The sequence below is a fragment of the Mesorhizobium sp. M0028 genome (assembly GCF_040323855.1).
Lineage (GTDB): Bacteria > Pseudomonadota > Alphaproteobacteria > Rhizobiales > Rhizobiaceae > Mesorhizobium.
On record NZ_JAMYVG010000005.1, the window covers coordinates 302,607 to 325,580 of the forward strand.

Below are 22,974 nucleotides of genomic sequence, written 5' to 3' on the forward strand. Positions count from 1 at the left end.
GCTTCAAACAATCAAGAGGACATCATGACAATACGCGCTGTCGTTTGGGGCGAGAATATCCATGAGCGGACCAATGAGGTGGTCGCCGGCATCTATCCCGCGGGCATGCACGCGACGATTGCCAATGCGCTGAAGCTCGACCCCGAGATTTCGGTGTCGTGGGCAACCCTGGAGCAGCCGGAGCATGGGCTGCCGGCCGACCGTCTGGCCGAGACCGATGTCTTGCTGTGGTGGGGGCACAAGGACCATGGCGCCGTCGCCGACGAAGTGGTCGAGCGTGTGGCGCGCCGCGTCTGGGAGGGCATGGGGCTGATCCTTCTCCATTCCGGCCATTTCTCGAAGATTTTCAAGAAGCTGATGGGCACGCCCTGCACGCTGAAATGGCGCGAGGCGGGCGAGCGCGAGCGGCTTTGGGTGACCACCCCCAACCACCCGATCGCAGCCGGGATCGGCGAGTATTTCGAGCTCGAGAACGAGGAGATGTATGGCGAGCAGTTCGCCGTGCCGGAGCCGCTCGAGACCGTGTTCATCTCGTGGTTCCAGGGCGGCGAAGTGTTCCGGTCGGGGCTGACCTATCGCCGCGGCGCCGGCAACATCTTCTATTTCAGGCCCGGCCACGAGACCTATCCGACCTATCACGACGCCACCGTCCACAAGGTGCTGCGCAATGCGGTGAGATGGGCGCACAACCCGCTCGGCTCCAATCCGGCCATCCTCGATGCGCCGAACGTGCCGGCGGAAAAGGCGCTCGAGCCGATCGTCGAGCGCGGCGGAAAACTTCATTCCGCCGGCGAAGCCGGCTTTCGCTAGACCACAAATCCATGGTCGAACAAGAAGATAAAGCCCTGTCCTAAGGATAAGAATCATGCGCCTCTTGATACTCGGCACCGGTTGGATGGCGGAGGAGCACGCCAGGCAGTTCGGCAAGATCGAGGGCGTCGAACTGATCGGCGCCGTCGATCTCGACCGTACGCGTGTCGACAAGTTTTCGGACATCTACGGTATCCCCAACCGGTTCGCGTCGCTGGACGAGGCGCTGGCATGGGGCAAGTTCGACGCGGTGGCGAACGTGACGCCGGATCGCATCCACCATCCGACCACCATGATGCTGATCGCGGCAGGCAAGCCGGTGCTGTGCGAGAAACCGCTGGCCGAAAACTTCGAGAAGGCCAGTGAGATGGCCGATGCCGCCGAGCGGGCCGGCATCATCAACATGGTCAACCTGACCTATCGCAACGTCGCGCCGCTGCAGAGAGCGCGCGCCATGGTGCTGGCCGGCGAGATCGGCACGGTCAGGCATGTCGAGGCGTCCTATCTGCAGAGCTGGCTGGTGTCCAAGTTCTGGGGCGACTGGCGCACCGATCCGAAATGGCTGTGGCGGCTGTCGCGCGGCCATGGCTCCAATGGCGTGTTGGGCGACGTCGGCATCCACATCCTCGATTTCGCCAGCTATGGCGCGGCGCTCGATATCGACCATGTGTTCTGCCGGCTGAGATCCTTCGACAAGGCGCCCGGCAACCGCATCGGCGAGTACGGGCTCGACGCCAATGACAGTTTCACGATGTCGCTGGATTTCAGCAATGGCGCCTTCGGCGTCGTCCATGCCAGCCGCTGGGCGACCGGCCATTTGAACGAACTCCGTCTGCGCATCTACGGCGACAAGGGCGGCATCGAAGTCGTGCACAATCTGACCGGCTCAGAGCTGAAAGCCTGCATCGGCGAAGACGTCGAGAACGCCAAATGGCAAGTTCTGGACACCGGAACGGTGCAGACCAACTACCAGCGCTTCGTCGATGCAGTGCGCAACGGTGTCCAGGCCGAACCGTCGTTCCGGCATGCTGCCGAATTGCAGAAGGTCCTCGACCTCGCCGTCGTCTCGGATGAGAAGCGGGCTGAATTGAGCACGCACGCGGATGCGCAATAGGCCTGGGTTCCTCGCGGCGGGGCGGGGGCGGTCAGGGTCAAAACAAAACCGAGTTTGCATCTCCGCCATTCACGGCAGGAAGTCACGGCTCTGAAAGCAGAGTTCATTGTCTTGGAGAGAGGCCATCGAGCAGGAAGCCGAGGCCTTTCCGGAAAGCACCATCCCAATCGTTATCCAACAGCAGACGAGAGCGTTCGATCGTCGGATAGCGTTCGCTGAGCCCTGTAAGGCGCTGCTGCGTGTCGGCTCTGCCGTCGTCCGAGAGGTCGAAGTTCGCCCGGCTGATGGTGGCGCCCATCACATAGTTCCACAGCGACCATATCGCGACGTTCAAATCTGCGTCCGCCACACCGGCCCTGGACAAGGTCTTGCTCAGCAGTTCAAGGCGACTGAGGATGTTCGCGCCGAGCGCCCGGCGCGGCAACAGCGATGCCGACCAAGGATGGCGCAGCATGCTGGCGCGCCAGTCTTCGAGCATATGGACGACTTCTCCGCGCCAGTCTCGAGGTTCAACCAGTTGCGGCGGTCCGCCATATTCGAGCACCGAATCGAGCGCCAGATCAAAGACATCCTCTTTGTTGTCGACGTGCCAATATAGGCTCATCACGCCCGAGCCGAGGCGATCGGCCAGCCGACGCATCGTCAATCCGTCGACCCCTTGAGCGTCCAGCAGTTCTACCGCGGTCGCCACGATACGTTCCCGCGAGAGAGGCGGTTCACTGCGCGGCTTCTGCACGGGCTGGAGCGACCCGCTTGTCCGCTGAGACCGCGTGCTCCGGGCGCCGCTACGTTTGGCTGCCATCCGTCTTCCTCGCTGTTCGGGCCGTCGATTTTGACCGGCAACGCGACGAATGTCGATCCTGAACGATTGACTCGTACGACGTACCATGCGACTGGCTCGTGCGGCGTACGAGTCAATCGCCGATATCAATCATGCCGGCCGCGAGGGTGTCTTGCTCGCAGTCGGCAGAGCCAAGAGAAAATCATGCCACGCGCCAAGCGCCTGCTTATCGGAGGGTTAATCGTGATGACCATGGGCGTTTCCACTGCCACAGCGAATGATCTCAAGCTGACCATCGTCAATCCACAAAACCTCTATGACCCATCGCCGAATGGCTACAGCACGGCGGTGATCACGCCCCGCGGAGCCCGGCTGGCCTACATCTCCGGACAGGGCGGCCAGGACAGCACGGGAGCCTTGTCGCCCGACTTCGCTGTCCAGGTTGCGCAGGCCTACGCAAATTTGCGCACCGCCCTCGATGCGCTCGGTGCCAGGCCGGATCAGGTCGCCAAGCTCACGGTCTTTGTGGTCGATCACGATATGTCCAAGCTTGGGGTCTTGACCAGGAACGTCAAGGAGATGTTCGGCGAGGCGCTGCCGGCGCAGACTCTAATTCCCGTTCCCAAGCTTGCAATCGACCCGATGCTCTTCGAGGTGGAGGCCGTGGTCGTGCTTGACTAGGGGCGCGGCTATAGCTCCGATCGCCCAAATCGAGTGGGTCGAGCGCGCCGCTAGCCGCGCGCTCGCCATCACGAAGGCCGAGCAACAGGGCTTCGCTTGTTGCGTCTGCGGCGACAAGGGTGGCATCGAAGTCGTGCACAATCGGGTCGCACCACGCATTCGTCATCCCAGGGTCTGCGCCGCGTCGCTTCGCTCCTTGCTCCACCCCCGGGACGAAGTCATCATGGCTGAGGCCATTGCGGATGTCGGAGATCGGCGGAGCGTTTCCTGCTCCCACCCAACATAGCCTCACCTGGAGATGAAATGATGGAAACCAGCGTAAGGAAGCTATTCGAGAGATATGAGCGCTTTTTCAACCAGTCCCTCGGCGGCGACATGGACATGGATGAAGTCGCATCGCTGTATGCTTCGGACTTCATAGCGGCTTCGCCCGCCGGGGTCATGACTGGAAAGAACGATGGGCAACTCAAGCAGGTCATGGCGCAAGGCTATGCGCACTATCGCGCGATAGGTACGAAGGAAATGCGGATACGCAACCTCAGGCTCTCGCCGATAGACGAACATCATTGCGTGGCCCATGTCGCCTGGACGGCAACCTATGCCCGCAGGGATCAATCGAAGGTGGCGATAGATTTTGACGTCCACTACCTCGTGCAGAAATTGGACGCGGAGCCGAAGGTTTTCGGCTGGATATCAGACGACGAGCAGGCGCTGTTGAGAAAGCACGGCATCGTCTGAGGTCCGCTTTGTCCTAATGCCCTCCTAATGCCGCAGGATCTTGCTCAGGAAAGAGCGGCTGCGGTCGGTCTTCGGGTTGGAGAAGAACTCGTCCGGGGTGCCGCTCTCGACGATGGCGCCGGCGTCCATGAACACGACGCGCTGGGCGACCTTGCGGGCAAAGCCCATCCCGTGCGTCACCACCATCATGGTCATGCCTTCCTCGGCGAAGACGTCGAGAACGCTAAATGGCAAGTTCTGGACGCCGGAACGGTGCCCACCAACTACCAGCGCTTCATCGATGCAGTCCGCAACGGCGTCCAGGCCGAACCGTCGTTCCGGCATGCTGCCGAATTGCAGAAGGTCCTCGACCTCGCCGTCGTCTCGGATGAGAAGAGGGCCGAATTGAGCACCCACGCCGATATGCAATAGGTTTGGCTTCCTCGCCCCCGCCAAGCGGGGGGAGATGTGGCCGCAAAGCGGCCGGAGAGGGGTCTTTGGCAGCGAGGGCCTTCGCAAGAACGAAATGTCTTTAATGTCGGGACAAGGTCGCACGCAATGACATGGTCAGCGCAATTTCCCCTCTCCGTCTCGGCGACCCGAGTGGTTTGTGAAACTCGCTAGCCGCGAGCGAGACTGAACTAACTCGGAAGGTCAGTTGACTCTTCGCCGCAACGGCCCATCGTTGATTGTTGGCCTGCCTTTCCGACCAACTTTTGAACAGGGAGGAAACAATGGAAGCCGTCAATCGTAGATCCACACTTGCACTCGGTCTTACACTGGCCGCAACGCCTCTGATCGCTTGGGGGACACCAGCAGCCGCCCAGACTTACGGCCCCGATGAGGGCAAAGAGGTCTCACCCGGCGTCAGAGTTGTAGCGCTTGGCGAGCGCAAGTCGGTCATACCAGCCTATGCAACGGTGAAGCTGCGCGATGTTGTCATTCAGCCCGGAGCGAAGACGGCTGACAACATGATGAAGAACGACATGCTCTGCCACATGACTGAGGGAGAACTTTCGGTCGTTCACAACAAACAAAAGTTCACAGTCAAGAAGGGCGATGTTTGGGCCTGCGCTAATGGCGCTACGACAGAAGGCACCCAGAACACGAGCAGTGCGGTCGCGATCATGCGGGTCATCGATTTGATGCCCGCATAAGGGAAGCGGCTGGTGGAAGTGCGGCAATGGCCGCCCTAAGAGGAAGCCCGGCGCGCATCTGTCGTATTAGGGAACGTCCAGCGAAGGGCCGCTTTCCATCCATCTCGGCCATCGACGACAGCCAACTGAGTTGAGTTTGAACCCTAATGCCGCAGGATCTTGCTCAGGAAGGCGCGGCTGCGGTCGGTCTTTGGGTTGGAGAAGAACTCGTCCGGGGTGCCGCTCTCGACAATGGCGCCGGCGTCCATGAACACGACGCGCTGGGCGACCTTGCGGGCAAAGCCCATCTCGTGCGTCACCACCATCATCGTCATGCCTTCCTCGGCGACCGCAACCATGACGTCGAGCACTTCTGAGATCATCTCGGGATCGAGCGCCGAGGTCGGCTCGTCGAACAGCATGATCTTGGGGCGCATGCCGAGGCAGCGCGCGATCGCCACGCGCTGCTGCTGGCCGCCTGAGAGCTGCGCCGGATAGGCATCGACCTTGTCGGCGAGGCCGACCTTGGCGAGCAGCTCGCGCCCGGCCTTCTCGGCCTCAGTCCGCGGGATCTTGCGGACATGGATCGGCGCCAGGGTGACGTTCTCGAGCGCCGTCTTGTGCGGATAGAGGTTGAACGACTGGAAGACGAAGCCGATCTCGGTACGCAGTCGCGTCATGTTGGTGGCGGGGTCGCCGAGGCGCTGGCCGTCGACCGTCAGGTCGCCGTCGCGGATCGTCTCCAGCCCGTTGATGCAGCGGATCAAGGTGCTCTTGCCCGAGCCGCTCGGGCCGCAGACGACGACCACTTCGCGCGGCTCGACGCTCAGCGTAATATCCTTCAGCACGTTGAGCTGACCGAACCATTTGTTGACGCCGCGAAATTCGATCATGCCGGCACCATTCTTGCTGCTGAGGTTCGTCATAGCTGCACCTCGCCATGGGCTGCGCCCATGCGCTGTTCCAGCCGTCGGGCCAGCATGATCAGGGGGTAGCAGACGATGAAATAACCGACGCCGACGAGGAAGAAGACGAGCAGGCCGTTCGGCACACGCTGCACCACCAGCCACCCGACGCGGGTGAGATCGGTGAGCCCGATGGCCGAAACGACCGAGGAATCCTTGATCAGCAGCACATATTGCCCGACCAGCGGCGGCAGCACGATGCGCATCGCTTGCGGCAGCACCACCTGGCGCATGCGCTGCCAGCGCGACAGGCCGGACGCCAGCGCCGCCTCGACCTGGCCGGTCGGCACCGAGCGGATGCCGGCGACGACGATCTCGCAGATGAAGCAGGCGGCCAGATTGGTCAGCGCGATGATGCCGGCGGTGAAGGCGTCGAGCTCGATGCCGAGTTCCGGCAGGATGAAGAAGATCAGGAAAATCTGCACCAGGAACGGAGTGCCGCGGATCAGGTCGACCCAGCCGCCGATCGCGCTGCTGATCAGCCGGTTGCCGCCTGTGCGCAGGATGCCGAGGCCGAAGCCGAGCAAGGTGCCCAGCACCAGGCTGATCAACGACAGCACCACGGTCATGCCGAGGCCGCGCAAGGCGAGGGGATAGCTGCCGGCGATGCTTTGCAGTTGCTGCCAGATCATGTCCGTGCCCCCGCCAGGCCGAGCCAGCGCCCGGAGAGTGCCGCCAGTCCCTTCAGCCCGTAATAGAGCAGCAGGTAGAAGGCGGCGATGGTGATAAAACCTTCGGCCGGCATGAAGCGGTCGGAAGCGAGCAATTGTCCGGCGCGCGTCAGTTCGGCGACCGAGATCAGCGACAACAGCGCGGAATCCTTGACCAGCACGATCGCCTGGCCGAGCAGCGGCGGGATCGTCACCTTAAACGCCTGCGGCAGGATGACGAGGCGCATGCGCTGGACATAGGTCATGCCCGAAGCGACGCCGGCCTCCACCTGGCCGCGCGGGATCGACAGGATGCCGGCGCGGATGATCTCGGCGACATAGGCGCCGCTGTTCAGCGACAGGGCCAGGATGCCGACGACGAGCTCGGGCAGGACGAAGCCGAGCCGCGGCAGGCCGAAATAGAGGAAATAAAGCTGCGCCAGCAGCGGCGTGGCGCGCACTGCATCGATATAGGCCTTGGCCGGGGCGCGGAACAGCCGGCCGCGCTGCAGGTTCATCGCGGCGAGTACGATGCCGACGGCGAGCGCGCCGGCAAAGGAGAGGACAGACAGCCACACGGTCGTGACGAGGCCCTGCCCGAACAGGGGCAGATATTCGACGATGGTGCGGAAGCTGAAGTTTTCGAGCATGGTGAGGCGGTGACTGGTGACTGGTGAATGGCGAGTAGCGAGTAGCGAGTAGCGAGTAGCGAGTAGCGAGTAGCGAGTAGCGAGTAGCGAGTAGCGTTCCCTACTCCCTACTCCCTACTCCCTACTCCCTCTACTCAGTGATCCTTCTTCCAGGCGTCGGAATTGACCCAGTAATCGAGGTTCTTCTGCAGGCGGCCGTCGAGGCTGACCTGGTCGAGGAACAGGTTCATCCAGGTCAGCAGGTCCTGCTCGTCATAGCGCGTGGCGAAGGCCAGTGGCTCCTTCGACAGCATGTCCGGCATGATGATGAAGCTGCCGGCCGGATAAGCGGTTGACTGGCCCTTGACCGCCGAGACGTCGTTGACGCCGCAATCGGCCTGGCCGTTGTTGACGGCGTCGAGCAGCAGCGGGCCGCCGCCCTTGTAGCTCTTGATGTCGGCATCGGGGAAGGCGGCCTTGGCTTCCTTCTCGCCGGTGGCGCCGAGCAGCACCGCGATCTTGGTGCCCTTGGCCTTGCAGTCCTCGGTGGACTTGAAGGCGGTCCCAGCCTTGGTGAAGACGGTGCTGCCCGTGTACATGTAAGGCTTGGTGAAGGCGACCTTCATGCCACGCGCCAGTGTCGGCGTCATGTCGGCAACCAGAAGATCGGCCTTGCCCGACAGCAGCGCCGGGATCAGGCCGTCCCAGTCGAAGTCGAGGAAGGTGATCTTGACGCCCATTTCCTTGGCCATCAGTTCGGCGAGTTCGACCGAACTGCCGGTGCGTTCGCCGGCGGCGCCGACCAGCGAGAAGGGCGGTCCCTGCGTCTGCACGGCGACGCGCAACTCACCGCGCTTGGTAATCTCGTCGAGCGTTCCGGCACTGGCGGCAGCGGTGAGGCCGGCGAGCGCAAGTCCGGCGATGAAAAGCTTGGCAATCTTCATTTGGGCATTCCTCCTTGTTGTCGTTTGTTGTTCCACTTGTTGTTTCACCCCATCGGGGCGCCTTTTGAGCGGCGGCGCCGTTGCCGGCGGCAACCACCGTTCGAAAATCTTCAATCCCAGCTCACCGTTTCGGCGACCTTGATGCCGCGCCTGGCCAGCTCGTCGAAGAAGCGGCCATCGGGCACATGCAGCAGCGGGTTGAGCAGGCCGGGCGTGGCGATCTCGCGCCGTGCCAGCATCTGCGCCACGATACTGGCGGGATAGCCGACGCCAAGGCTCATGCCGAACAGGCCGGAGGCGAGGTCGCGTTCGATGACCAGCTCCGAGGTCACCGTCTTGCGGCGGCCGCCTTCGCTGCCGACAAAGACGTTGCGCATCACGCAAAGGTCCTTTTCGTCGGCGCCATATTGCAGTTGCGGACCGAGCAGCCGGCCGAGGAATTCGCGTGGGCTGATGCCGGTGCCGGGCACCTTGTCCTCGGAGAGGAAGCCGAGCTGCTTCAGCGGCGCCCAGAACGCCGACCAGCCGGGCCAGCGCAGCGAGTAGCGGCCGGAGCGCTGCAGCCCCTTGGCGGCGGCGAGCATGCCGGCATAATGCGGCGCGTCGCCATTGGGGAAGGCCTCGAGCCTGCCCAGCCCGGCGATCTCGATGTCGTGGATGAAACGATTGTCGTGCTGGCGGGCGGCCGGCACATCGACCCGGTTGCCGTCGTCGACCAGCACGCTGTCGCGGTTCTGGCTGACCAGAACCATGTCGAAATTCCAGCTCACCTTGTAGCGCAGCGGCTCGACCACCGCTTTCAGCTCGGGAATACCGCCGCAATAGGAATCGATCGCGGTGATGGTGTCGAACTGGCTTGCGGCGCGCGCGTAGAGCACAAGGTCGATGCCGGGGTCGAGCCCGCATTCGGTGACGATCGAGACGCCGGCCTTTTCGGCCTCGGGCGCGAGATCGGCGATGGCCTTGCCGTAATTGGTGGTGACCAGCGGCGTGCGCGTCGCGATCGCCGCCTGCACCGCCTCGCGCATCAGCGGCTGCGGCAACAGGTCGATGACCGCGTCGACGTCCTTCATCACATCGGCCAGCACCGGTCCGATCGCGCCCTCCGGCACGACAAAACGCACCCGGGCAAGGTCGGTCAGGCCGCCAAGCCGCGCCGCGCCGTCGGTTGCGGTGTCGAGGCAGACCACTTGCTCAACGCCGGCGCTGGCGACGAGATCGGCGATCGCCGCCCGGCCTTGCAGGCCGAGGCCGCCGAGAACCGCGATCTTCATGCCATTTCCTTTCGCGTCTCGTCCGACCAGCAGCCTTCCGGCAGGCTGACCCATTTGTTGCAGGACGCCATGACGACGAAGGTTTCGCTGCGCACGACTTCGCCCGGCTCGCCGGCGCCAGGGATCAGCTCGCTGGTCACGCGGTAGAGATCGGCGACATCGCCGGCCACCGTTACGTCGACGATGATGTCGAAGCGTCCGGTGACGACGGCGGCCGAGTTCACGAAAGGCAGTTCGGAGATGCGCTGCGCCAGTTCACGCGCCCGGCCGCGCCCTTGCGCGTTGATGCCGACGATGGCCGAGATCAGCTCGGGGCGTTCGGTCAGGTTGAGCAGTCCGACGATCTTGAGCAGGTTGCGGTCGAGCAGGTTGCGCAGCCGCATGCGCACCGTCGGCACCGAGATCGCCATCTTCTCCGCGAGGCGGTTGACGCCAAGCTGCGCATCCTGCGACAGCAGCTTGACCAGTCGCCGGTCGGTCTGATCGAGATGTTCCCGCAAACGCTCAGGCTTTCATAAAAGGAAATAAACGGTCGGTTTTTCTTTCTGATATGAAAATACCTTATGAGAGATTTTTAACAACGGCAAGAGCCACGTCATCCGCGGTGCCCCTGTGCCTGTCGGCAGTTTCGTCGCAGATGCCACATTTTGTTCTTGCTTTGTGCCGGCAGCTATGCTACTAATTTGGGTATGGTGCTAATCGCGCCGCCGACCCGCCCTCCCGAGGCGGGTTTTTTGTTTTCCGGATCCCTTTGAAGGTTCAGCGCCGCCGGCTTGAGTTGGCGGTACAGCGCCGTTCGGGACGCGCTGTGTTCGAGGGTGAAAGAAGCAAGTGGCGCAAGAGGTGCCTGGAATCCATAGCTTAGAAAGGAACGGTAGATCGACATGAAGAAGATTTCTCATCTGTTGGTGCTGACGGCAATCTGCACCATTACCGCCGCCATGGCGCCAGCTGGCGCCGCATATGCCCAGAATGCGCCCTACTGGCGAGCGGACTGGGAGGAGGGGCCTTGCACCGGAGCCTCGTGCTATACCGACTGGTCTTTCGTCCAGGCGGAGAATCCGGCGGAAGCCGATCCCGCCTTGAACGCAATTGTCAGCGGCCTGGTCTCGACCGGCGCAGGGAATGTATCCTCGCACGGCGGCAACAGCTTCGGAAAGTTCGAAACGACGCTGGCTGCCATCAATGCCGGGAAGCCCCACTCCAAAGTCTACAAGGAGTGGCTCTTTGCAGGCGGCCTGGCCAAGAACGACGCTTTCGGACGTCCACTCCAGGCGGTGCCGCCGTCGGGGATCGATGGAACCTATGTCGCGTGGTTTTTCATTCCCTCCGATTACCAATACGCGGGAAACGGCTGGACGAATATCTTCCAGTTCAAGGTGACCGAGCAATCGCCCTTCAAGCAGGACCCAACGTGGTGGGTCAACCTGACCGACAATCCGACTGACGATGTGGTGATGCTGCATGTGGAAAATGCGGCGGCCGGAGTACACAATCCGGCTAACGATGTTCCCGCCCCGAAGGGCCGCTGGTTTCAGCTGCGCGCGGATCTCTATGAAGGGGTAGGCATCGATTGGTATCTGGACGGGGTGTTTTGGCAATCGTCGTCGAACGCAACCTGGCCGGTTGGGCGAGATTCCGACGGATCAGGTACACCTCAGTCATTCGTGTTTGGCGTGGGTCACTATGGTGGAGTTGGCAAACTCTACACTGATGATGCCTACATGATTGCAAAGTAGCCACTGACACATTGCCGAAGTGCATAAAATAACAAGCTGCTTCGGGTCCGACCGGGCGGCTATTTTTGTACCTAGAGCGCGTCGCATTGAACGGATCCTGCGACGCGCTTTAAGTTTTTTGTTTTATGCATGTCGTTGTCGCAAAATCGTTGCGAGGCGCAACCGCAACTTATTGTGCCTTCACCTGATAGGCGGAGAGGCTCATCCGAGATATCGCCAAAAGCGGCTTCTCAATAAAACTATAGCTGGCCAGGGAGACGGCAATGCAGGCGGTGACAATAACCATGCCTGCGAGCCATGGTGATACATTGGCGCTTGCAACGACAGGAGCGGTCGCAAGCAGCACGATAGGATGTGTCAGATAGAGAGAGTAGGAAGCATCACCCAACCTTGCCAGCACGCGAGGAGCAAGAAGCCGGAAGTAGCTTTCCAGGCTTATGCAAGCCGCGACAAGGATCAACGCCGGGATTCCCTGAGCAAGGGTTCGCGGCAAGTTGAAGCCAAGGCCCATCACCAGCATGGACACGATGGCGAACACGAGTGCCGAGACACCCAGGACGGCAGGCGAACGCGCCAGCCTGCCGACCAGGTGGCCGAGAGCCATGCCGGCAAGGAACTCAAACAGGATTGGCGTGGTATAGAAAAACAGCACAGTATCGGCGGCGGGTTTGAAGATGATGCGCGCCGCTACGGCGATTGCAAAGACAACGCCGACCATGGCCATTTGCGTCAAGGTGCCAAGACCCATAGTTGCCGCGAACAGAATGTAAAACAGGATTTCCAGATTGAGCGTCCAACCCACGCCAAGCACTGGTTGGACATAACCTGTAACAGTGTCGAGATAGGGAATGAAAAGCAGGCTATTGGTGAGCTGCTCAAGAGACACTGCACGACCGGCAAACAACCAAAGTGCGGCGACCATGACGAAGGTCATAACCCAATAGAACGGAACGACGCGCGTGAAGCGCTGCATCAAAAAAGCACGATGGTCGCGACGTCTGTTCTCCGTCGAGAGAACCATGACAAAACCGCTGATGACGAAAAACAGATCGACACCACTGTTTAGGATGGGAATACCCAGATCGAGCATGCCCAGTGCGGCCGGAAGATGATAGATAACAACCATGAGGGCTGCTAGCCCCCGCAGGATCTGTACCGATGTATACTGTTGAACCCGGCGCGGCGCAGCGTGATCATTCTCTGGAATGATGTTCATCGAAAAATGGTCCCCTGTGCGGGGAGCATTAACACACGGGGTCGTTGATGTGCTGATTAATTGCTGGTTTAATTAATGCGTAAAGTTTTAGATAAGTTTTACTGACACCAGCACGCGGCTATACTTTAGACCCGCCCGACTTTGGCCTGCCTCTCTGTCAAAACCTGGCATCTCCCCAGTGAAGAGGAGATTGGCCGTTTCCCCGCCCTAACGGCTGGTCTCGAAGATAGCGACGGCTGCCGCTGTCAGTGCGGCGTTACCGGGTGCTACTGTTCCATCAGGAAGCTCCTTGCCGTCTTCCAGTCCGATGCGCGTCGACCAACGGCGTTCCGCCGCCCGGTGCACGAAAGGCCAGACCGTGGCGTCGGCGCCGTGCAGCAGGATCGCCCGGCGCATCCCGGCGCCGTCGAGCACGGCGGCGATATCGTCACTGACCTCCAGCGCCGCGTCCAGGGGCTGCTCGGAGATTTCGATCAGGATGCGCAGCACCCGTTTGCCATGGTCGAGGCTCACCAGGCGTTCGGCGTCGGCGACGGAGGCAAGCCCCGCCTCGATGCCGATGCCGCGCTGGCGCAGACTCTCCATGACGGCGGGCGCGGCGTCTTCGCTCAGATTGACCGAGGCATAGTCGGGCAGCTCGCTCCAACCGGCGATCGCGGCCAGCGTCCGCTCGTCGTCGTTTTCGATCCAGGCGCCGGTCGACACGCCGATCAGCGTTCCCGGACAGGCACGGCGGAGCGCCATCACAGTCCGGTCCATAGCCGCAGACGCGATGCTTTCGCGGCCGTCGAGTCCGCGCGCATGGACATGCAGCTCGGCCGCACCGGCGGCAATCGAGGCCGCACCGTCGCCCGCCATGGCCTCCGCGTCGAGCGGCAGTCGCGGGTGGAAATCGGCGCTGCGCGCGCCATTGATGCAGGTCTGGACAATCATTGAGATGGCGGTCCCGTTGAAGTGGAACAAGTTTAGCGCACGACAACGAAATCGGAAATCGGATGATATCCATCCCGCGAAGCTCACCCGGCAAGAAACGGGTGGTCTGCGCGCGCTGTCTCACCCATCTCTGGTCGTAGAGAAGGAGGCGAAGCCATGACCATCCATTCGATAGGCGCGAAAGCGGCGATCAAATCGGCGGAGGCGCGCGTCGCCGCCTATGATTGGCCGAAACTCGCCGGCGAGCTGAGCGGCTATGGCTGCGCGGTGATGGAAAAGCTGCTGACGCCGCAGGAGTGCCGGCAGATCGCCGGGCTCTATCCGGACGAGAGCCATTTCCGCAGCCATGTCCACATGGCGCGGCACGGCTTCGGCAAGGGCGAGTACCGCTATTTCCGCTATCCCTTACCCGACTTGATCGGCGGCTTGCGCACCGCGCTCTTTCCGCGCCTGGCCGCGGTCGCCAACGACTGGAACGCGCGCATGGGTATCGCCCAGCGCTATCCCGACGAACACGCCGCATTCCTCGAGCAATGCCACGAGCAGGGCCAAACGCGGCCGACGCCGCTCCTGCTGCAATATGTCCCCGGCGATTTCAACTGCCTGCACCAGGATCTCTACGGCGATCTGGCGTTCCCGCTGCAGGTGGCGATCCTGTTGTCCGAGCCCGGCAAGGATTTCACCGGCGGCGAGTTCGTGCTGACCGAGCAGCGTCCGCGCATGCAAAGCCGCGTCGAGGTGGTGCCGCTGCGCCAGGGCGACGCGGTCGCCTTCGCGGTCCACAATCGTCCGGTCCAGGGCACGCGGGGCAATTACCGGGTCAATCTCAGGCACGGCGTCAGCCGGCTTCGCTCCGGCATGCGCCACACCGTCGGTATCATCTTCCACGACGCCAAGTAGCCGAGCCTCTCGGCCCGGCGGCGATTACCTGGAAAAATCGCTGCGCACGATGCCGTGGCGCTGGAGCTTGTCGTAGAAGGTCTTGCGCGGAATCCCCAGCGCTTCGATCGTGCGCCTGACATCGCCCTCGTTGCGGCCAAGCGCCTCGCGGATGATGTCGGCCTCGTAGCGCTCCAGCCGCTCCGGCAGCTTCATGGCGGCGTTCGATTCAGTTGGGGCAGGGGGTTGTGCTTCGGCGCCTTCCTCCAATCCAAGCACGAACCGCTCGGCGAAATGCGCCAGTTCGCGCACATTGCCCGGCCAGTCATGGTCGCTCAGATGGCGATGTACCGTCGCCGGCACTGCCGGCACCGGACGATGGAAGCGGGCGGCGGCGCGCTCGGCGAAATAGAAGAACAGCAGGGCGACGTCGTCGCGGCGCTCGCGCAGCGGCGGAATGGAGATCGTCACCACGTTGAGCCGATAGTAGAGATCCTCGCGGAAAGCGCCGCGCTGGCGCGGATCACCGAGATCGACCTTGGCGGCGGCGACGACGCGCAGATCCACCGGCCGCACCTCGTTGGTGCCGAGCGGGGTGACCTCGCGCATTTCCAGCACGCGCAGCATCTGCACCTGTGTCGAGACCGGCATGCTTTCGATCTCGTCGAGGAACAGCGTGCCGCCGCTGGCGTGCTCGATGCGGCCGATCCGTTTCTTCTGAGCGCCGGTGAAGGCGCCGGCCTCATGGCCGAACAATTCGCTTTCGATAACGGTCTCCGGCAGCGTGCCGCAATTCAGCGCAACGAAGTTGCCCTTGGCGCGGCGGCTCCAGCGATGCAGAAGGCTTGCCACCACCTCCTTGCCGGAGCCGGTCTCGCCGGTCACCAGCACGTCGACGTCGGTGTCGGCGATCTGGCGTAGCGTGCGGCGCAGCCTGTCCATCGCCGGCGTCTGGCCGATCAGCGGCAGGCCGTCCTGCGCCTCTCCGGCCGCCTCGCGCAAGGCCCGGTTCTCCATCACCAGGCGGCGCTTTTCCGCTGCGCGGCGCACGCTCTGTACCAGCCGGTCGGCGGCGAAGGGCTTTGTGATGAAGTCGTAGGCGCCGTCCTTGATCGCCTTGACGGCCATGGCGATGTCGCCATGGCCGGTGACGAGGATGACGGGAATGTCGGCATCCAGCCGCAGGATGCGGTTGAAAAGCTGCAAGCCATCGATCTGAGGCATGCGGATGTCCGACACCACGACACCGGTAAAACCGGCGTCGAGCCCGGCCAGCGCCTCAGCCGCCACCGCAAAGGCCGAGACCGAGAAGCCGGCAAGCTCCAGCGTCTGCGCGGTGGCCTTGAGGAGATCGCGGTCGTCGTCGATCAGGATCACCGGCGCGGCATTGTCGTTCGTCATGATGGCTTACGCTGCTTTCATGAGATGGATGGTGAAGCGGGTGCCGCTGTCGTTGCTTGAAACCTCGATGCGGCCGCCATAATCGGCGACGATGTCCTTCGAGATGACGAGGCCAAGGCCGAGGCCTTTTTCCTTGGAGGTGTTGAACGGCGTGAACAGCGACTTGAGAATCCCGGGCGGAATGCCAGGTCCGTTATCGGACACGCCGACCGTCACGCCGTCCGCGGTCTCCTCGACCGATACCTGCACATAAGCGTCGTCGCGGCCGTCGAGTGCTTCGAGCGCGTTCTGGAAGAGGTTGATCAGCACCTGTTCGAGCCGGACCCGATTGCCCATGACTTTGAGGCTCGGCGGCGGCAGGTCGATGGCCAATGCGTCGAGCCGACCGGCAAAGCGGCTTCTCAACAGCATGACCGCGCCCTCGACAACACCACGTAATTCAACAGGCTCGGCGGCGGTGCGGCCCTTGCGGGCAAATGCCTTCAACTCCTCGGTGATTGAGCCGATGCGTTCGGTAAGTGCTGCAATGGCGCCGAGGTTTTCCTCGGCCGGCCCGGTCTGCTTGCGGTCGAGGAAGGTGCGGGCATTGTCGGCATAGGCGCGGATGGTGGCGACCGGCTGGTTGATCTCATGGGCGACACCGGCGGCGACCTGGCCGAGGATGGCGAGGCGGTTGGCCTGGACCAGATCCTGCTGCACGATTTGGAGCTTGGCTTCGGTGCTGCGGTGGCCTGCTATCTCGGCCTGCAGCCGGTCGCGGGCTTGGCTCAGATCCTCGGTGCGTTCGACGACGCGGCGTTCGAGTTCGGTGCGCGCCGCCTGTTCGGCGGCAATCCGCATCTGCGCCGACTGCCGCCGCCACAACAGATACGCGGCCAGGCCGAGCAGCGGGACGACGGCACCCAGTGCCAGAAGCCGCATTTCGCGGACGGCAGCGGCGATCGGCGCTTCGGCCGGGATCAGATAGTCGAGCTGCCATGGGGTCGAAGGGACCGGCGTGGAAAGGCTGAGATACTCCGCCTCACTGCCGCCGGGCGTCACCGCGTGGACGATCGACACATCCGGGCTGAGCGCCTGCCGGTGCATGATCGGCAGCGGAACCAGCGGCGCGTCGCCGAACTGTTGGCTGTCGCGGATCGCGGCTTGCTCAGGTCCGGCCAGCGGCGCGGTTGTCATGAAGCGCCAGGACGGCACGCTGGTGATCAGCACGACGCCGTTCTCGTCGCTGACATAGGCCGGGCGGTTGGCCTCGCGCCAGTCGGCTTCGAGCTGGTCGAACTCCATCTTGACGACGACGACGCCGAGCGGTGCGGCGGCATCGCCGACGCGTCGCGAAATGTAGAGGCCGGGACGCTTGCTGACATTGCCGAGCGCAAAGTACTCGGCGGTTCCGGCCTGCATCGCGCCGGAGAAATAATCGCGAAAACGGTAGTCATTGCCGACGAAGCTGATCGGCTCGCGCCAGTTGCTGGAGGCGATCGCCAGTCCGTCGGTGCCGACGACATAGAGCACCGAGGCCTTGGTGCCGGAGACCAGCCCCTCGAGCTTGCGGTTCAGAACATCGATTGCCGCGGCGTTTTTCTGCGACAGCGCGTCACGCACTTGCTGGTCCGCGGACAAAAGCAGCGGCAGGGCGCGCGGGCTTTCGAGCACGGCGCGCAGCAGCGCGACCTTCAGATTGGCGTCGGTACGCCCCTGCGCCGCCAAGGTCCCGACCTCGGCGGTGCGGCCGTAAAGGCCGGCGCCGTAGAGCGTTGCGGTGAGGATCAGCAGGGCGACGGCCGCAAACACCAGCCAGGCTCGGCGTGCCCGCCTGGCGAGTTGCTCGGGCGTCGAAGACAAGGCACCGGCGGGGCGTTGCAGCATCGCCCATTTGTGCATGAACTCGCACAAAACACAATTCGACCTATGCGGAGATTCGCACTTGTCTGTGTGTCCAGCAGTGCGGACGTTTGTGAATGCTCAACAAAATCAATGATGAAAGGCTCTTCTGCGTATCTGGCACGGCTGTTGCAAACACGAATTCAGCAGTCGCGAGGCTGCTGGTCAAAACAACTGCCCCGGGGAGTCGAGCTTTCGATCGGGGCGCCATGGAGGACGTCATGCAGACAGCAATCGCTGCCGCCGAGCCGCGCGGCAAACTTCCCTTATACCGGCATCTTTATGTGCAGGTGCTGGCGGCGATCGCCGCCGGCGTGCTGCTCGGACATTTCTATCCGGAAACCGGCGAGGCGATGAAGCCGTTCGGCGATGCCTTCATCAAGCTGGTGAAGATGGTGATCGCGCCGGTGATCTTCCTGACGGTGGCGACCGGCATCGCCGGTGTTTCCGACCTGCAGAAGGTCGGCCGCGTCGCCGGCAAGGCGATGATCTATTTCCTGGTGTTCTCGACGCTGGCGCTTGTCGTCGGCCTGGTCGTCTCCAATGTCGTCCAGCCCGGCGCCGGCATGCACATCAATCCGGCCACGCTCGATACCACCAAGGTGACGGCCTATGCCGAGAAGGCGCACGACACAACCATCGTCGGCTTCCTGATGAACATCATCCCCGACACCATCACCGGCGCCTTCGCGCAGGGCGACATCCTGCAGGTGTTGTTCTTCTCGGTGCTGTTCGGTGTCGCCCTGGCACTGGTCGGCGATCGCGGCCGTCCGGTCGTCGATTTCCTGCAGGCACTGACCACGCCGATCTTCCGCCTCGTCGCCATCCTGATGAAGGCCGCACCGATCGGCGCCTTCGGCGCCATGGCCTTCACAATCGGCAAATACGGCATCGGCTCGATCGCCAACCTCGCCATGCTGATCGGCACATTCTACCTGACCGCGCTGCTGTTCGTGCTGGTGGTGCTCGGCGCGGTTGCCCGCTACAATGGCTTCTCGATCCTGGCGCTGATCCGCTACATCAAGGAAGAGCTGCTGCTGGTGCTCGGCACCTCGTCCTCGGAAGCGGCATTGCCGGGCCTCATGGCCAAGATGGAGCGCGCCGGCTGCAACCGCTCGGTGGTCGGCCTGGTCATCCCGACCGGCTATTCCTTCAATCTGGACGGCACCAACATCTACATGACGCTGGCGGCGCTGTTCATCGCGCAGGCGACCGACACGCCACTCACCTACGGCGACCAGATCCTGCTGCTCGCCGTCGCCATGCTGAGCTCCAAGGGTGCCGCCGGCATCACCGGCGCCGGCTTCATCACGCTGGCGGCAACGCTTTCGGTCGTCCCCACCGTGCCGGTCGCCGGCATGGCGCTGATCCTCGGCGTCGACCGCTTCATGTCGGAATGCCGGGCGCTGACCAACTTCATCGGCAATGCGGTGGCGACAGTGGTGGTGGCACGCTGGGAGGGAGAACTCGACCAGACGAAGTTTGCCGCCGCCATGGCCGGCGACTTGCCGGAGGAAGTCGACCTGTCGCTGCCGGGTTTGCAGGCCGCCTGACTGTCTCGGCCACGTGACTATAAGCCCCGGAGGCGGTTCGCCGGCTCTGGGGCAAAAGCACCGGCCCGTCGCGGCATGCCGCCTGTAACGCAACCTGAAGTGGCCCTGTTTTCGATGCGGGGCTTGTTCCAGCCGCATTTGAAGGCCAGTATCCGCCATGCCTTCAAGGCACCCGTCCGCTTCGCTCCTGACCTGATCGCGAGGCGAGACATTTTCCGTCGGGCTCGGTTGCGACATCACCTTGGCCGAACCGTCTGGGCTTTTGCTGCCGCCGACCCCTTACCATGGCAGCAGCCCTCGAAGGCATGGCGGCCTCAGTACGAAGTCGCAAAGCGAAACGTGACCCGTCTCCTGATAGAAAGCGCAGGCTTTCTCCCAGGGAACTCGTTGCGCGCCAAGAGGGCGCTTGAAGAGGGGGCAGGCCCATGAGCGGGCCTTTGCCGAACCAAAGCAAGATGCGAGGTCAAACGCGATGCAGACTGTCCCGAGAATTCCGGTATCCATCATCATCCCGAACTACAACTACGCGCGGTTCCTCAAACGCAGCATCGACAGCGCCCTCGAGCAGGACTACGCGGATGTCGAAGTCATCGTCGTCGACGATGCATCGCAGGACAATTCCACGACAATCATGGAATCGTATCGCGACGAGATCCTCGCATGTCCGCGAGCGCAAAATGGCGGACACGCCGCGGCATTCAACACCGGCTTCGCAGCGAGCTCGGGCAAGATCGTCCTGTTCCTCGACGCCGACGATTATCTCTATCCGACCGCCGTCTCCACCATCGTCGAGACCTGGGACGAGGCAACCGCCCAGGTCCAGTCCAGACTGCACATCGTCGACGAAGGGCAACGCATCAAGGATGTCTTTCCGCCGCCCGAACTGGCTTTCGACAGCGGCGACGTCATGCCGAAACTCCTGCACAAGGGCCGCTATCAGACGACCGTGACCAGCGGGCTCGCCTTTGACCGCGCAACGCTCGAATCGATCATGCCGATACCGGAGCCGGAGTTCCGCCAGGGCGCTGACGGCTATCTGGCAACGCTGGCGCCGATGTACGGGCACGTCCAATCCATCGACGAATGCCTCGGCGCCTACCGGATCCACGGCGCCAACCATTCGGTCTTCGGCGAAAAGCTCGCCGAGCGGGCACGCTGGCGGGTAACCCACGATTTCCGCCGCATGCAGGCACTGTCGGACCAGGCCTCCGGGATCGGCCTGACCATCGTGCCGTCGGATGCTGTCCGCCACGATCCGGTCCACCTGGAGGAGCGGCTGGCGTCGCTCTGCGCCGACAGAGACCGACATCCGGTGGCCGACGATTCCCGGCTGGCGCTCGGGGCGGCCGGCGCCGTCGCCAGCCTCGAAATGACCGCATCCCTGCGGCGGCGCGTCATCCTTGCCGCATGGTTCCTGTCGGTCGGGGTGTTGCCGCGGAAAATGGCCACGGCGGTGCTGTCGTGGAAGCTCGATGCGTCGTCGAGGCCGGCATTTTTGAGCCGCCTGTCCAAGAGAATCCGCCACGCTATGGGATAGAGATGTCGGCGCATGCTGCCCGAAAAGCAACAAATCCGCCGAACGCCTCTTCTCGGTTCAGACGAGCGCGAAGGCAGGGAACCCTACCGAGGCTCTCACAAATCGATCACGGCCCCGCCTGCCTGGACCGATCCTGCGGCTCAACGGCTCGCTCGACCAGGACATGCGCTTCCCGCGCGGCCTCGACGAACGCGTCCCTGGCGGCTTCGGCCCAGCGGTCGTCGCTCATGGCGCGACGGCATGTGCGCAGTGCCAAGCCGTGTTTGGCGCTGCCGGCGTCACGCCAGTGGGCTTCCAGCAATTCGACAGCCTGCCGTGCGTTGGAAATGTTGCGGATATCTCCCACAATGCCGACCGCAACCGCAACCGGCTTGGAAAACCATCCTTGGTTCATGGCGAAGCCTTCGACGTGTTGAACTACCTATAACGAAAATCGTAGCGCAAGGTTTCATTCGCGCCAGTCACCACGGCGTGAGGCGGCGCTTACTGCGCCCCGCGTAGCCTGACCACAACGCTGCGCGCCACAAGCACCAGCACGGTGATGACGATCAGGATCACGGAGAGTGCGGCGATCGCCGGGTCGATGTTGTCGCGCAGGCCCATCCACATCAAGCGCGGCAGCGTGATGGCGTTGACCGAGGTGATGAACAGGGTGACGCCGATCTCTTCCCAGGACAGCACGAAGGACAACAACGCCGCGGTGACGATGCCGAACTTGATGTTGGGCATGATGATGCGGGTGGCGCGCTCCCACACGGTGGCGCCGAGACCGCGCGCGGCAAGATCGATGCGGCGGTCGAGCTGGCTGAGCGACACCAGGATCAGCACCGTGGCGAAGGGCACCGTCATCACCGCATGCGCCATGGCGACACCCAGCCAGGTGTCATAGCCGAAGAACGACGAGAAACCCGAGATCGAGGTCAGCAGGAAATAGAGCGTGATTGCCGAGACCACCGGCGGTACCACCATCGGCAGCAGCACGAAGCCGACCAATGCTGCGGTGAAGCGCGGCTGGAACATCCAGACGCCGAGGCTGAAGCAGAGCGCCAGCACCGTGGAAAAGGCGCTGCTGACGACGCCGATCCTGATCGAGAGCAGGATCGAGTTGATCCAGCGCGGATCCTCGATCAACGCCCGGTAATGGCGCAGCGACAATTCGCCCGACGGCATCGCCAGCATGCGGCTCGGCGTCAGCGACACCGGAATGACGGCGAGCAGCGGCAGCAGCAGGAACAGCGCGACCAGGGCGGCGAGGATCAGCGAGACGGGACCGGGGCGATAGGTCGGCATCGCGCTACACCAGTTGCTTTGGTCTGACATAGCGGAACAGCAGCGCCATCAGCGCGCCGACGAACAGTACCAGCACCACGCTGATCGCTGCACCCAGGCCCCAGTCAGGGCTCTGGAAGATACGGAGGTAGATCAACTCGGCGATCATCACGCTGCGGCCGCCGCCGAGGATCGCCGGCGTCACGAAGAAGCCGAGCGAAAAGACGAAGACGATCAGCGCCGAGCCGATGATGCCGGAGCGGGTCATCGGCACGAACACCGACCAGAAGGTGCGCATGCGGCTGGAGCCGAGGCCGCGCGCCGCCAGCAGCACGCGGTCGTCGAGACTGCGCATCGAAGAGGCCAGCGGAAACACGGCGAAGGGGATGAGGAAATGCGTCATGCCGACGATGACGCCGAACTCGTTGCGCACCAGCGCCAGCGGCTCCGAGATGAAGCCGACCGCCTGCAGCCAAGTGTTGATCAGGCCGCGATTGGACAAAAGCGCCACCCAGCCGAAGGCGCGCGTCAGCACCGAGATCCAGAACGGCACCAGGATGCAGAACTCGGCCACGACGCGCTGCACCGGTGTGCCGCGCACCCAGACAACGGTGATGGCGTAGGCGGCGGCAACCGAAACGATCGTCACGATCGCCGCGATACGCAGCGTGCGGATGAAGACCGACTGCACCAACTGATCCGTGAGCAGCGCATTGTACTGCCCCAGCCCCGGCGTGGGCAGGGTAAAACTCCATTTGACCACGCCGAGGAATGGCCAGGCATAAGCCAGCACAAGAAAGAGGAGCAGCGGCGCCATCAACAGCGCCGCGCCCATCCTGTCGGAGAGGTATGCTCTCATCCGGTT

At 63.0% G+C, this 22,974-nt stretch carries 24 protein-coding genes and 2 pseudogenes; 10 read left to right on the forward strand and 16 right to left on the reverse strand.

Annotation, left to right across the window (positions count from 1 at the left end; genetic code table 11):
* The first annotated feature begins 24 nt into the window (after positions 1-24).
* Both NKJ93_RS13685 and NKJ93_RS13690 read left to right on the forward strand, forming a co-directional pair.
* Positions 25-810: a ThuA domain-containing protein gene (locus NKJ93_RS13685; RefSeq protein WP_352589572.1), complete on the forward strand. Its 786-nt coding sequence runs from the start codon at positions 25-27 to the stop codon at positions 808-810.
* A gap of 55 nt (positions 811-865) precedes the next feature.
* Positions 866-1,924, forward strand: a complete 1,059-nt coding sequence (locus NKJ93_RS13690) for a Gfo/Idh/MocA family protein (protein ID WP_352589575.1) — start codon at positions 866-868, stop codon at positions 1,922-1,924.
* A 103-nt stretch (positions 1,925-2,027) separates the two neighbouring features.
* Here NKJ93_RS13690 and NKJ93_RS13695 read toward each other — a convergent pair whose 3' ends face one another.
* Positions 2,028-2,726, reverse strand: coding sequence for a TetR/AcrR family transcriptional regulator (locus tag NKJ93_RS13695; RefSeq protein ID WP_352548881.1), 699 nt, complete (start codon positions 2,724-2,726; stop codon positions 2,028-2,030).
* 183 nt (positions 2,727-2,909) lie between these two features.
* Here NKJ93_RS13695 and NKJ93_RS13700 point away from each other — a divergent pair, with 183 nt between their 5' ends.
* Positions 2,910-3,386, forward strand: coding sequence for a RidA family protein (locus NKJ93_RS13700; protein ID WP_352494445.1), 477 nt, complete (start codon positions 2,910-2,912; stop codon positions 3,384-3,386).
* A gap of 306 nt (positions 3,387-3,692) precedes the next feature.
* Entirely contained in the window at positions 3,693-4,124 is a 432-nt protein-coding gene (locus NKJ93_RS13705; protein WP_023720614.1) for a DUF6841 family protein, read from the forward strand.
* A 24-nt stretch (positions 4,125-4,148) separates the two neighbouring features.
* Here NKJ93_RS13705 and NKJ93_RS13710 read toward each other — a convergent pair.
* Positions 4,149-4,346 (reverse strand): annotated as a pseudogene (locus NKJ93_RS13710) (polar amino acid ABC transporter ATP-binding protein); the annotation flags it as partial.
* On the opposite strand from NKJ93_RS13710, the pseudogene NKJ93_RS13715 reads away from it, so the two are divergent.
* Together NKJ93_RS13715 and NKJ93_RS13720 are read left to right on the forward strand one after the other, a co-directional pair.
* Positions 4,320-4,535 (forward strand): annotated as a pseudogene (locus NKJ93_RS13715) (Gfo/Idh/MocA family protein); the annotation flags it as partial. The pseudogenes NKJ93_RS13710 and NKJ93_RS13715 sit on opposite strands and share 27 nt — an antisense overlap.
* Before the next feature lie 302 nt (positions 4,536-4,837).
* Positions 4,838-5,260, forward strand: coding sequence for a hypothetical protein (locus NKJ93_RS13720; protein WP_023720612.1), 423 nt, complete (start codon positions 4,838-4,840; stop codon positions 5,258-5,260).
* A gap of 143 nt (positions 5,261-5,403) precedes the next feature.
* Here NKJ93_RS13720 and NKJ93_RS13725 read toward each other — a convergent pair whose 3' ends face one another.
* From NKJ93_RS13725 to NKJ93_RS13755, 7 genes are all read right to left on the reverse strand, one after another.
* Positions 5,404-6,132, reverse strand: coding sequence for an amino acid ABC transporter ATP-binding protein (locus NKJ93_RS13725; RefSeq protein WP_031194468.1), 729 nt, complete (start codon positions 6,130-6,132; stop codon positions 5,404-5,406).
* 29 nt (positions 6,133-6,161) lie between these two features.
* A complete protein-coding gene (locus NKJ93_RS13730) occupies positions 6,162-6,836 on the reverse strand; it encodes an amino acid ABC transporter permease (RefSeq protein WP_023720610.1) in 675 nt (224 codons plus the stop codon).
* The gene (locus tag NKJ93_RS13735; RefSeq protein ID WP_352494443.1) at positions 6,833-7,504 is read right to left on the reverse strand and encodes an amino acid ABC transporter permease; all 672 of its coding nucleotides are present in this window, start codon (positions 7,502-7,504) and stop codon (positions 6,833-6,835) included. The genes NKJ93_RS13730 and NKJ93_RS13735 overlap by 4 nt, the downstream gene beginning before the upstream one ends.
* Before the next feature lie 134 nt (positions 7,505-7,638).
* On the reverse strand, positions 7,639-8,427 hold the full coding sequence (locus NKJ93_RS13740; protein WP_023720608.1) for an ABC transporter substrate-binding protein: 789 nt from the start codon (positions 8,425-8,427) through the stop codon (positions 7,639-7,641).
* 110 nt (positions 8,428-8,537) lie between these two features.
* The gene (locus NKJ93_RS13745) at positions 8,538-9,701 is read right to left on the reverse strand and encodes a saccharopine dehydrogenase family protein (RefSeq protein WP_352494442.1); all 1,164 of its coding nucleotides are present in this window, start codon (positions 9,699-9,701) and stop codon (positions 8,538-8,540) included.
* Entirely contained in the window at positions 9,698-10,201 is a 504-nt protein-coding gene (locus tag NKJ93_RS13750; RefSeq protein ID WP_023677254.1) for an Lrp/AsnC family transcriptional regulator, read from the reverse strand. The genes NKJ93_RS13745 and NKJ93_RS13750 overlap by 4 nt, the downstream gene beginning before the upstream one ends.
* Before the next feature lie 170 nt (positions 10,202-10,371).
* Positions 10,372-10,587, reverse strand: a complete 216-nt coding sequence (locus tag NKJ93_RS13755; RefSeq protein WP_352494441.1) for a hypothetical protein — start codon at positions 10,585-10,587, stop codon at positions 10,372-10,374.
* Here NKJ93_RS13755 and NKJ93_RS13760 point away from each other — a divergent pair.
* Positions 10,586-11,440, forward strand: coding sequence for a hypothetical protein (locus NKJ93_RS13760; protein ID WP_352494440.1), 855 nt, complete (start codon positions 10,586-10,588; stop codon positions 11,438-11,440). The two genes, NKJ93_RS13755 and NKJ93_RS13760, sit on opposite strands and share 2 nt — an antisense overlap.
* 169 nt (positions 11,441-11,609) lie before the next feature.
* On the opposite strand, the gene NKJ93_RS13765 is transcribed toward NKJ93_RS13760, so the two are convergent.
* Positions 11,610-12,656, reverse strand: a complete 1,047-nt coding sequence (locus tag NKJ93_RS13765) for an acyltransferase family protein (protein WP_352494439.1) — start codon at positions 12,654-12,656, stop codon at positions 11,610-11,612.
* A gap of 207 nt (positions 12,657-12,863) precedes the next feature.
* The gene (locus NKJ93_RS13770) at positions 12,864-13,589 is read right to left on the reverse strand and encodes a 3-keto-5-aminohexanoate cleavage protein (protein WP_352494438.1); all 726 of its coding nucleotides are present in this window, start codon (positions 13,587-13,589) and stop codon (positions 12,864-12,866) included.
* A 156-nt stretch (positions 13,590-13,745) separates the two neighbouring features.
* On the opposite strand from NKJ93_RS13770, the gene NKJ93_RS13775 reads away from it, so the two are divergent.
* Complete coding sequence (locus NKJ93_RS13775; RefSeq protein WP_352481701.1) at positions 13,746-14,489, forward strand: 2OG-Fe(II) oxygenase; 744 nt, start codon at positions 13,746-13,748, stop codon at positions 14,487-14,489.
* Positions 14,490-14,513: 24 nt separating this feature from the next.
* On the opposite strand, the gene NKJ93_RS13780 is transcribed toward NKJ93_RS13775, so the two are convergent.
* Both NKJ93_RS13780 and NKJ93_RS13785 read right to left on the reverse strand, forming a co-directional pair.
* Positions 14,514-15,869, reverse strand: coding sequence for a sigma-54-dependent transcriptional regulator (locus NKJ93_RS13780; protein WP_352494437.1), 1,356 nt, complete (start codon positions 15,867-15,869; stop codon positions 14,514-14,516).
* A gap of 6 nt (positions 15,870-15,875) precedes the next feature.
* Positions 15,876-17,735, reverse strand: coding sequence for a sensor histidine kinase (locus NKJ93_RS13785; RefSeq protein WP_352589578.1), 1,860 nt, complete (start codon positions 17,733-17,735; stop codon positions 15,876-15,878).
* A 236-nt stretch (positions 17,736-17,971) separates the two neighbouring features.
* On the opposite strand from NKJ93_RS13785, the gene NKJ93_RS13790 reads away from it, so the two are divergent.
* Together NKJ93_RS13790 and NKJ93_RS13795 are read left to right on the forward strand one after the other, a co-directional pair.
* Complete coding sequence (locus NKJ93_RS13790) at positions 17,972-19,303, forward strand: dicarboxylate/amino acid:cation symporter (RefSeq protein ID WP_292659748.1); 1,332 nt, start codon at positions 17,972-17,974, stop codon at positions 19,301-19,303.
* A 472-nt stretch (positions 19,304-19,775) separates the two neighbouring features.
* Entirely contained in the window at positions 19,776-20,840 is a 1,065-nt protein-coding gene (locus NKJ93_RS13795; RefSeq protein ID WP_023720595.1) for a glycosyltransferase family 2 protein, read from the forward strand.
* Between the two features lie 106 nt (positions 20,841-20,946).
* Here NKJ93_RS13795 and NKJ93_RS13800 read toward each other — a convergent pair whose 3' ends face one another.
* From NKJ93_RS13800 to NKJ93_RS13810, 3 genes are all read right to left on the reverse strand, one after another.
* Positions 20,947-21,234 carry a DUF982 domain-containing protein gene (locus NKJ93_RS13800; RefSeq protein ID WP_352589581.1) on the reverse strand — a complete coding sequence of 96 codons (288 nt, stop codon included), beginning with the start codon at positions 21,232-21,234 and terminating at the stop codon, positions 20,947-20,949.
* Between the two features lie 89 nt (positions 21,235-21,323).
* On the reverse strand, positions 21,324-22,130 hold the full coding sequence (locus NKJ93_RS13805; RefSeq protein WP_352589583.1) for an ABC transporter permease: 807 nt from the start codon (positions 22,128-22,130) through the stop codon (positions 21,324-21,326).
* 4 nt (positions 22,131-22,134) lie between these two features.
* The gene (locus NKJ93_RS13810) at positions 22,135-22,968 is read right to left on the reverse strand and encodes an ABC transporter permease (protein ID WP_292659757.1); all 834 of its coding nucleotides are present in this window, start codon (positions 22,966-22,968) and stop codon (positions 22,135-22,137) included.
* Positions 22,969-22,974: the final 6 nt, after the last annotated feature.

Excerpts from the sequence above, each read along its gene's own strand:
- NKJ93_RS13685 (WP_352589572.1), top strand. The coding sequence starts at position 25 with ATGACAATACGCGCTGTCGTTTGGGGCGAGAATATCCATGAGCGGACC.
- NKJ93_RS13690 (WP_352589575.1), top strand. The coding sequence starts at position 866 with ATGCGCCTCTTGATACTCGGCACCGGTTGGATGGCGGAGGAGCACGCC.
- NKJ93_RS13695 (WP_352548881.1), bottom strand. The coding sequence starts at position 2,726 with ATGGCAGCCAAACGTAGCGGCGCCCGGAGCACGCGGTCTCAGCGGACA.
- NKJ93_RS13700 (WP_352494445.1), top strand. The coding sequence starts at position 2,910 with ATGCCACGCGCCAAGCGCCTGCTTATCGGAGGGTTAATCGTGATGACC.
- NKJ93_RS13705 (WP_023720614.1), top strand. The coding sequence starts at position 3,693 with ATGGAAACCAGCGTAAGGAAGCTATTCGAGAGATATGAGCGCTTTTTC.
- NKJ93_RS13720 (WP_023720612.1), top strand. The coding sequence starts at position 4,838 with ATGGAAGCCGTCAATCGTAGATCCACACTTGCACTCGGTCTTACACTG.
- NKJ93_RS13725 (WP_031194468.1), bottom strand. The coding sequence starts at position 6,132 with ATGATCGAATTTCGCGGCGTCAACAAATGGTTCGGTCAGCTCAACGTG.
- NKJ93_RS13730 (WP_023720610.1), bottom strand. The coding sequence starts at position 6,836 with ATGATCTGGCAGCAACTGCAAAGCATCGCCGGCAGCTATCCCCTCGCC.
- NKJ93_RS13735 (WP_352494443.1), bottom strand. The coding sequence starts at position 7,504 with ATGCTCGAAAACTTCAGCTTCCGCACCATCGTCGAATATCTGCCCCTG.
- NKJ93_RS13740 (WP_023720608.1), bottom strand. The coding sequence starts at position 8,427 with ATGAAGATTGCCAAGCTTTTCATCGCCGGACTTGCGCTCGCCGGCCTC.
- NKJ93_RS13745 (WP_352494442.1), bottom strand. The coding sequence starts at position 9,701 with ATGAAGATCGCGGTTCTCGGCGGCCTCGGCCTGCAAGGCCGGGCGGCG.
- NKJ93_RS13760 (WP_352494440.1), top strand. The coding sequence starts at position 10,586 with ATGAAGAAGATTTCTCATCTGTTGGTGCTGACGGCAATCTGCACCATT.
- NKJ93_RS13755 (WP_352494441.1), bottom strand. The coding sequence starts at position 10,587 with ATGTCGATCTACCGTTCCTTTCTAAGCTATGGATTCCAGGCACCTCTT.
- NKJ93_RS13765 (WP_352494439.1), bottom strand. The coding sequence starts at position 12,656 with ATGAACATCATTCCAGAGAATGATCACGCTGCGCCGCGCCGGGTTCAA.
- NKJ93_RS13770 (WP_352494438.1), bottom strand. The coding sequence starts at position 13,589 with ATGATTGTCCAGACCTGCATCAATGGCGCGCGCAGCGCCGATTTCCAC.
- NKJ93_RS13775 (WP_352481701.1), top strand. The coding sequence starts at position 13,746 with ATGACCATCCATTCGATAGGCGCGAAAGCGGCGATCAAATCGGCGGAG.
- NKJ93_RS13780 (WP_352494437.1), bottom strand. The coding sequence starts at position 15,869 with ATGACGAACGACAATGCCGCGCCGGTGATCCTGATCGACGACGACCGC.
- NKJ93_RS13785 (WP_352589578.1), bottom strand. The coding sequence starts at position 17,735 with ATGCTGCAACGCCCCGCCGGTGCCTTGTCTTCGACGCCCGAGCAACTC.
- NKJ93_RS13790 (WP_292659748.1), top strand. The coding sequence starts at position 17,972 with ATGCAGACAGCAATCGCTGCCGCCGAGCCGCGCGGCAAACTTCCCTTA.
- NKJ93_RS13795 (WP_023720595.1), top strand. The coding sequence starts at position 19,776 with ATGCAGACTGTCCCGAGAATTCCGGTATCCATCATCATCCCGAACTAC.
- NKJ93_RS13800 (WP_352589581.1), bottom strand. The coding sequence starts at position 21,234 with ATGAACCAAGGATGGTTTTCCAAGCCGGTTGCGGTTGCGGTCGGCATT.
- NKJ93_RS13805 (WP_352589583.1), bottom strand. The coding sequence starts at position 22,130 with ATGCCGACCTATCGCCCCGGTCCCGTCTCGCTGATCCTCGCCGCCCTG.
- NKJ93_RS13810 (WP_292659757.1), bottom strand. The coding sequence starts at position 22,968 with ATGAGAGCATACCTCTCCGACAGGATGGGCGCGGCGCTGTTGATGGCG.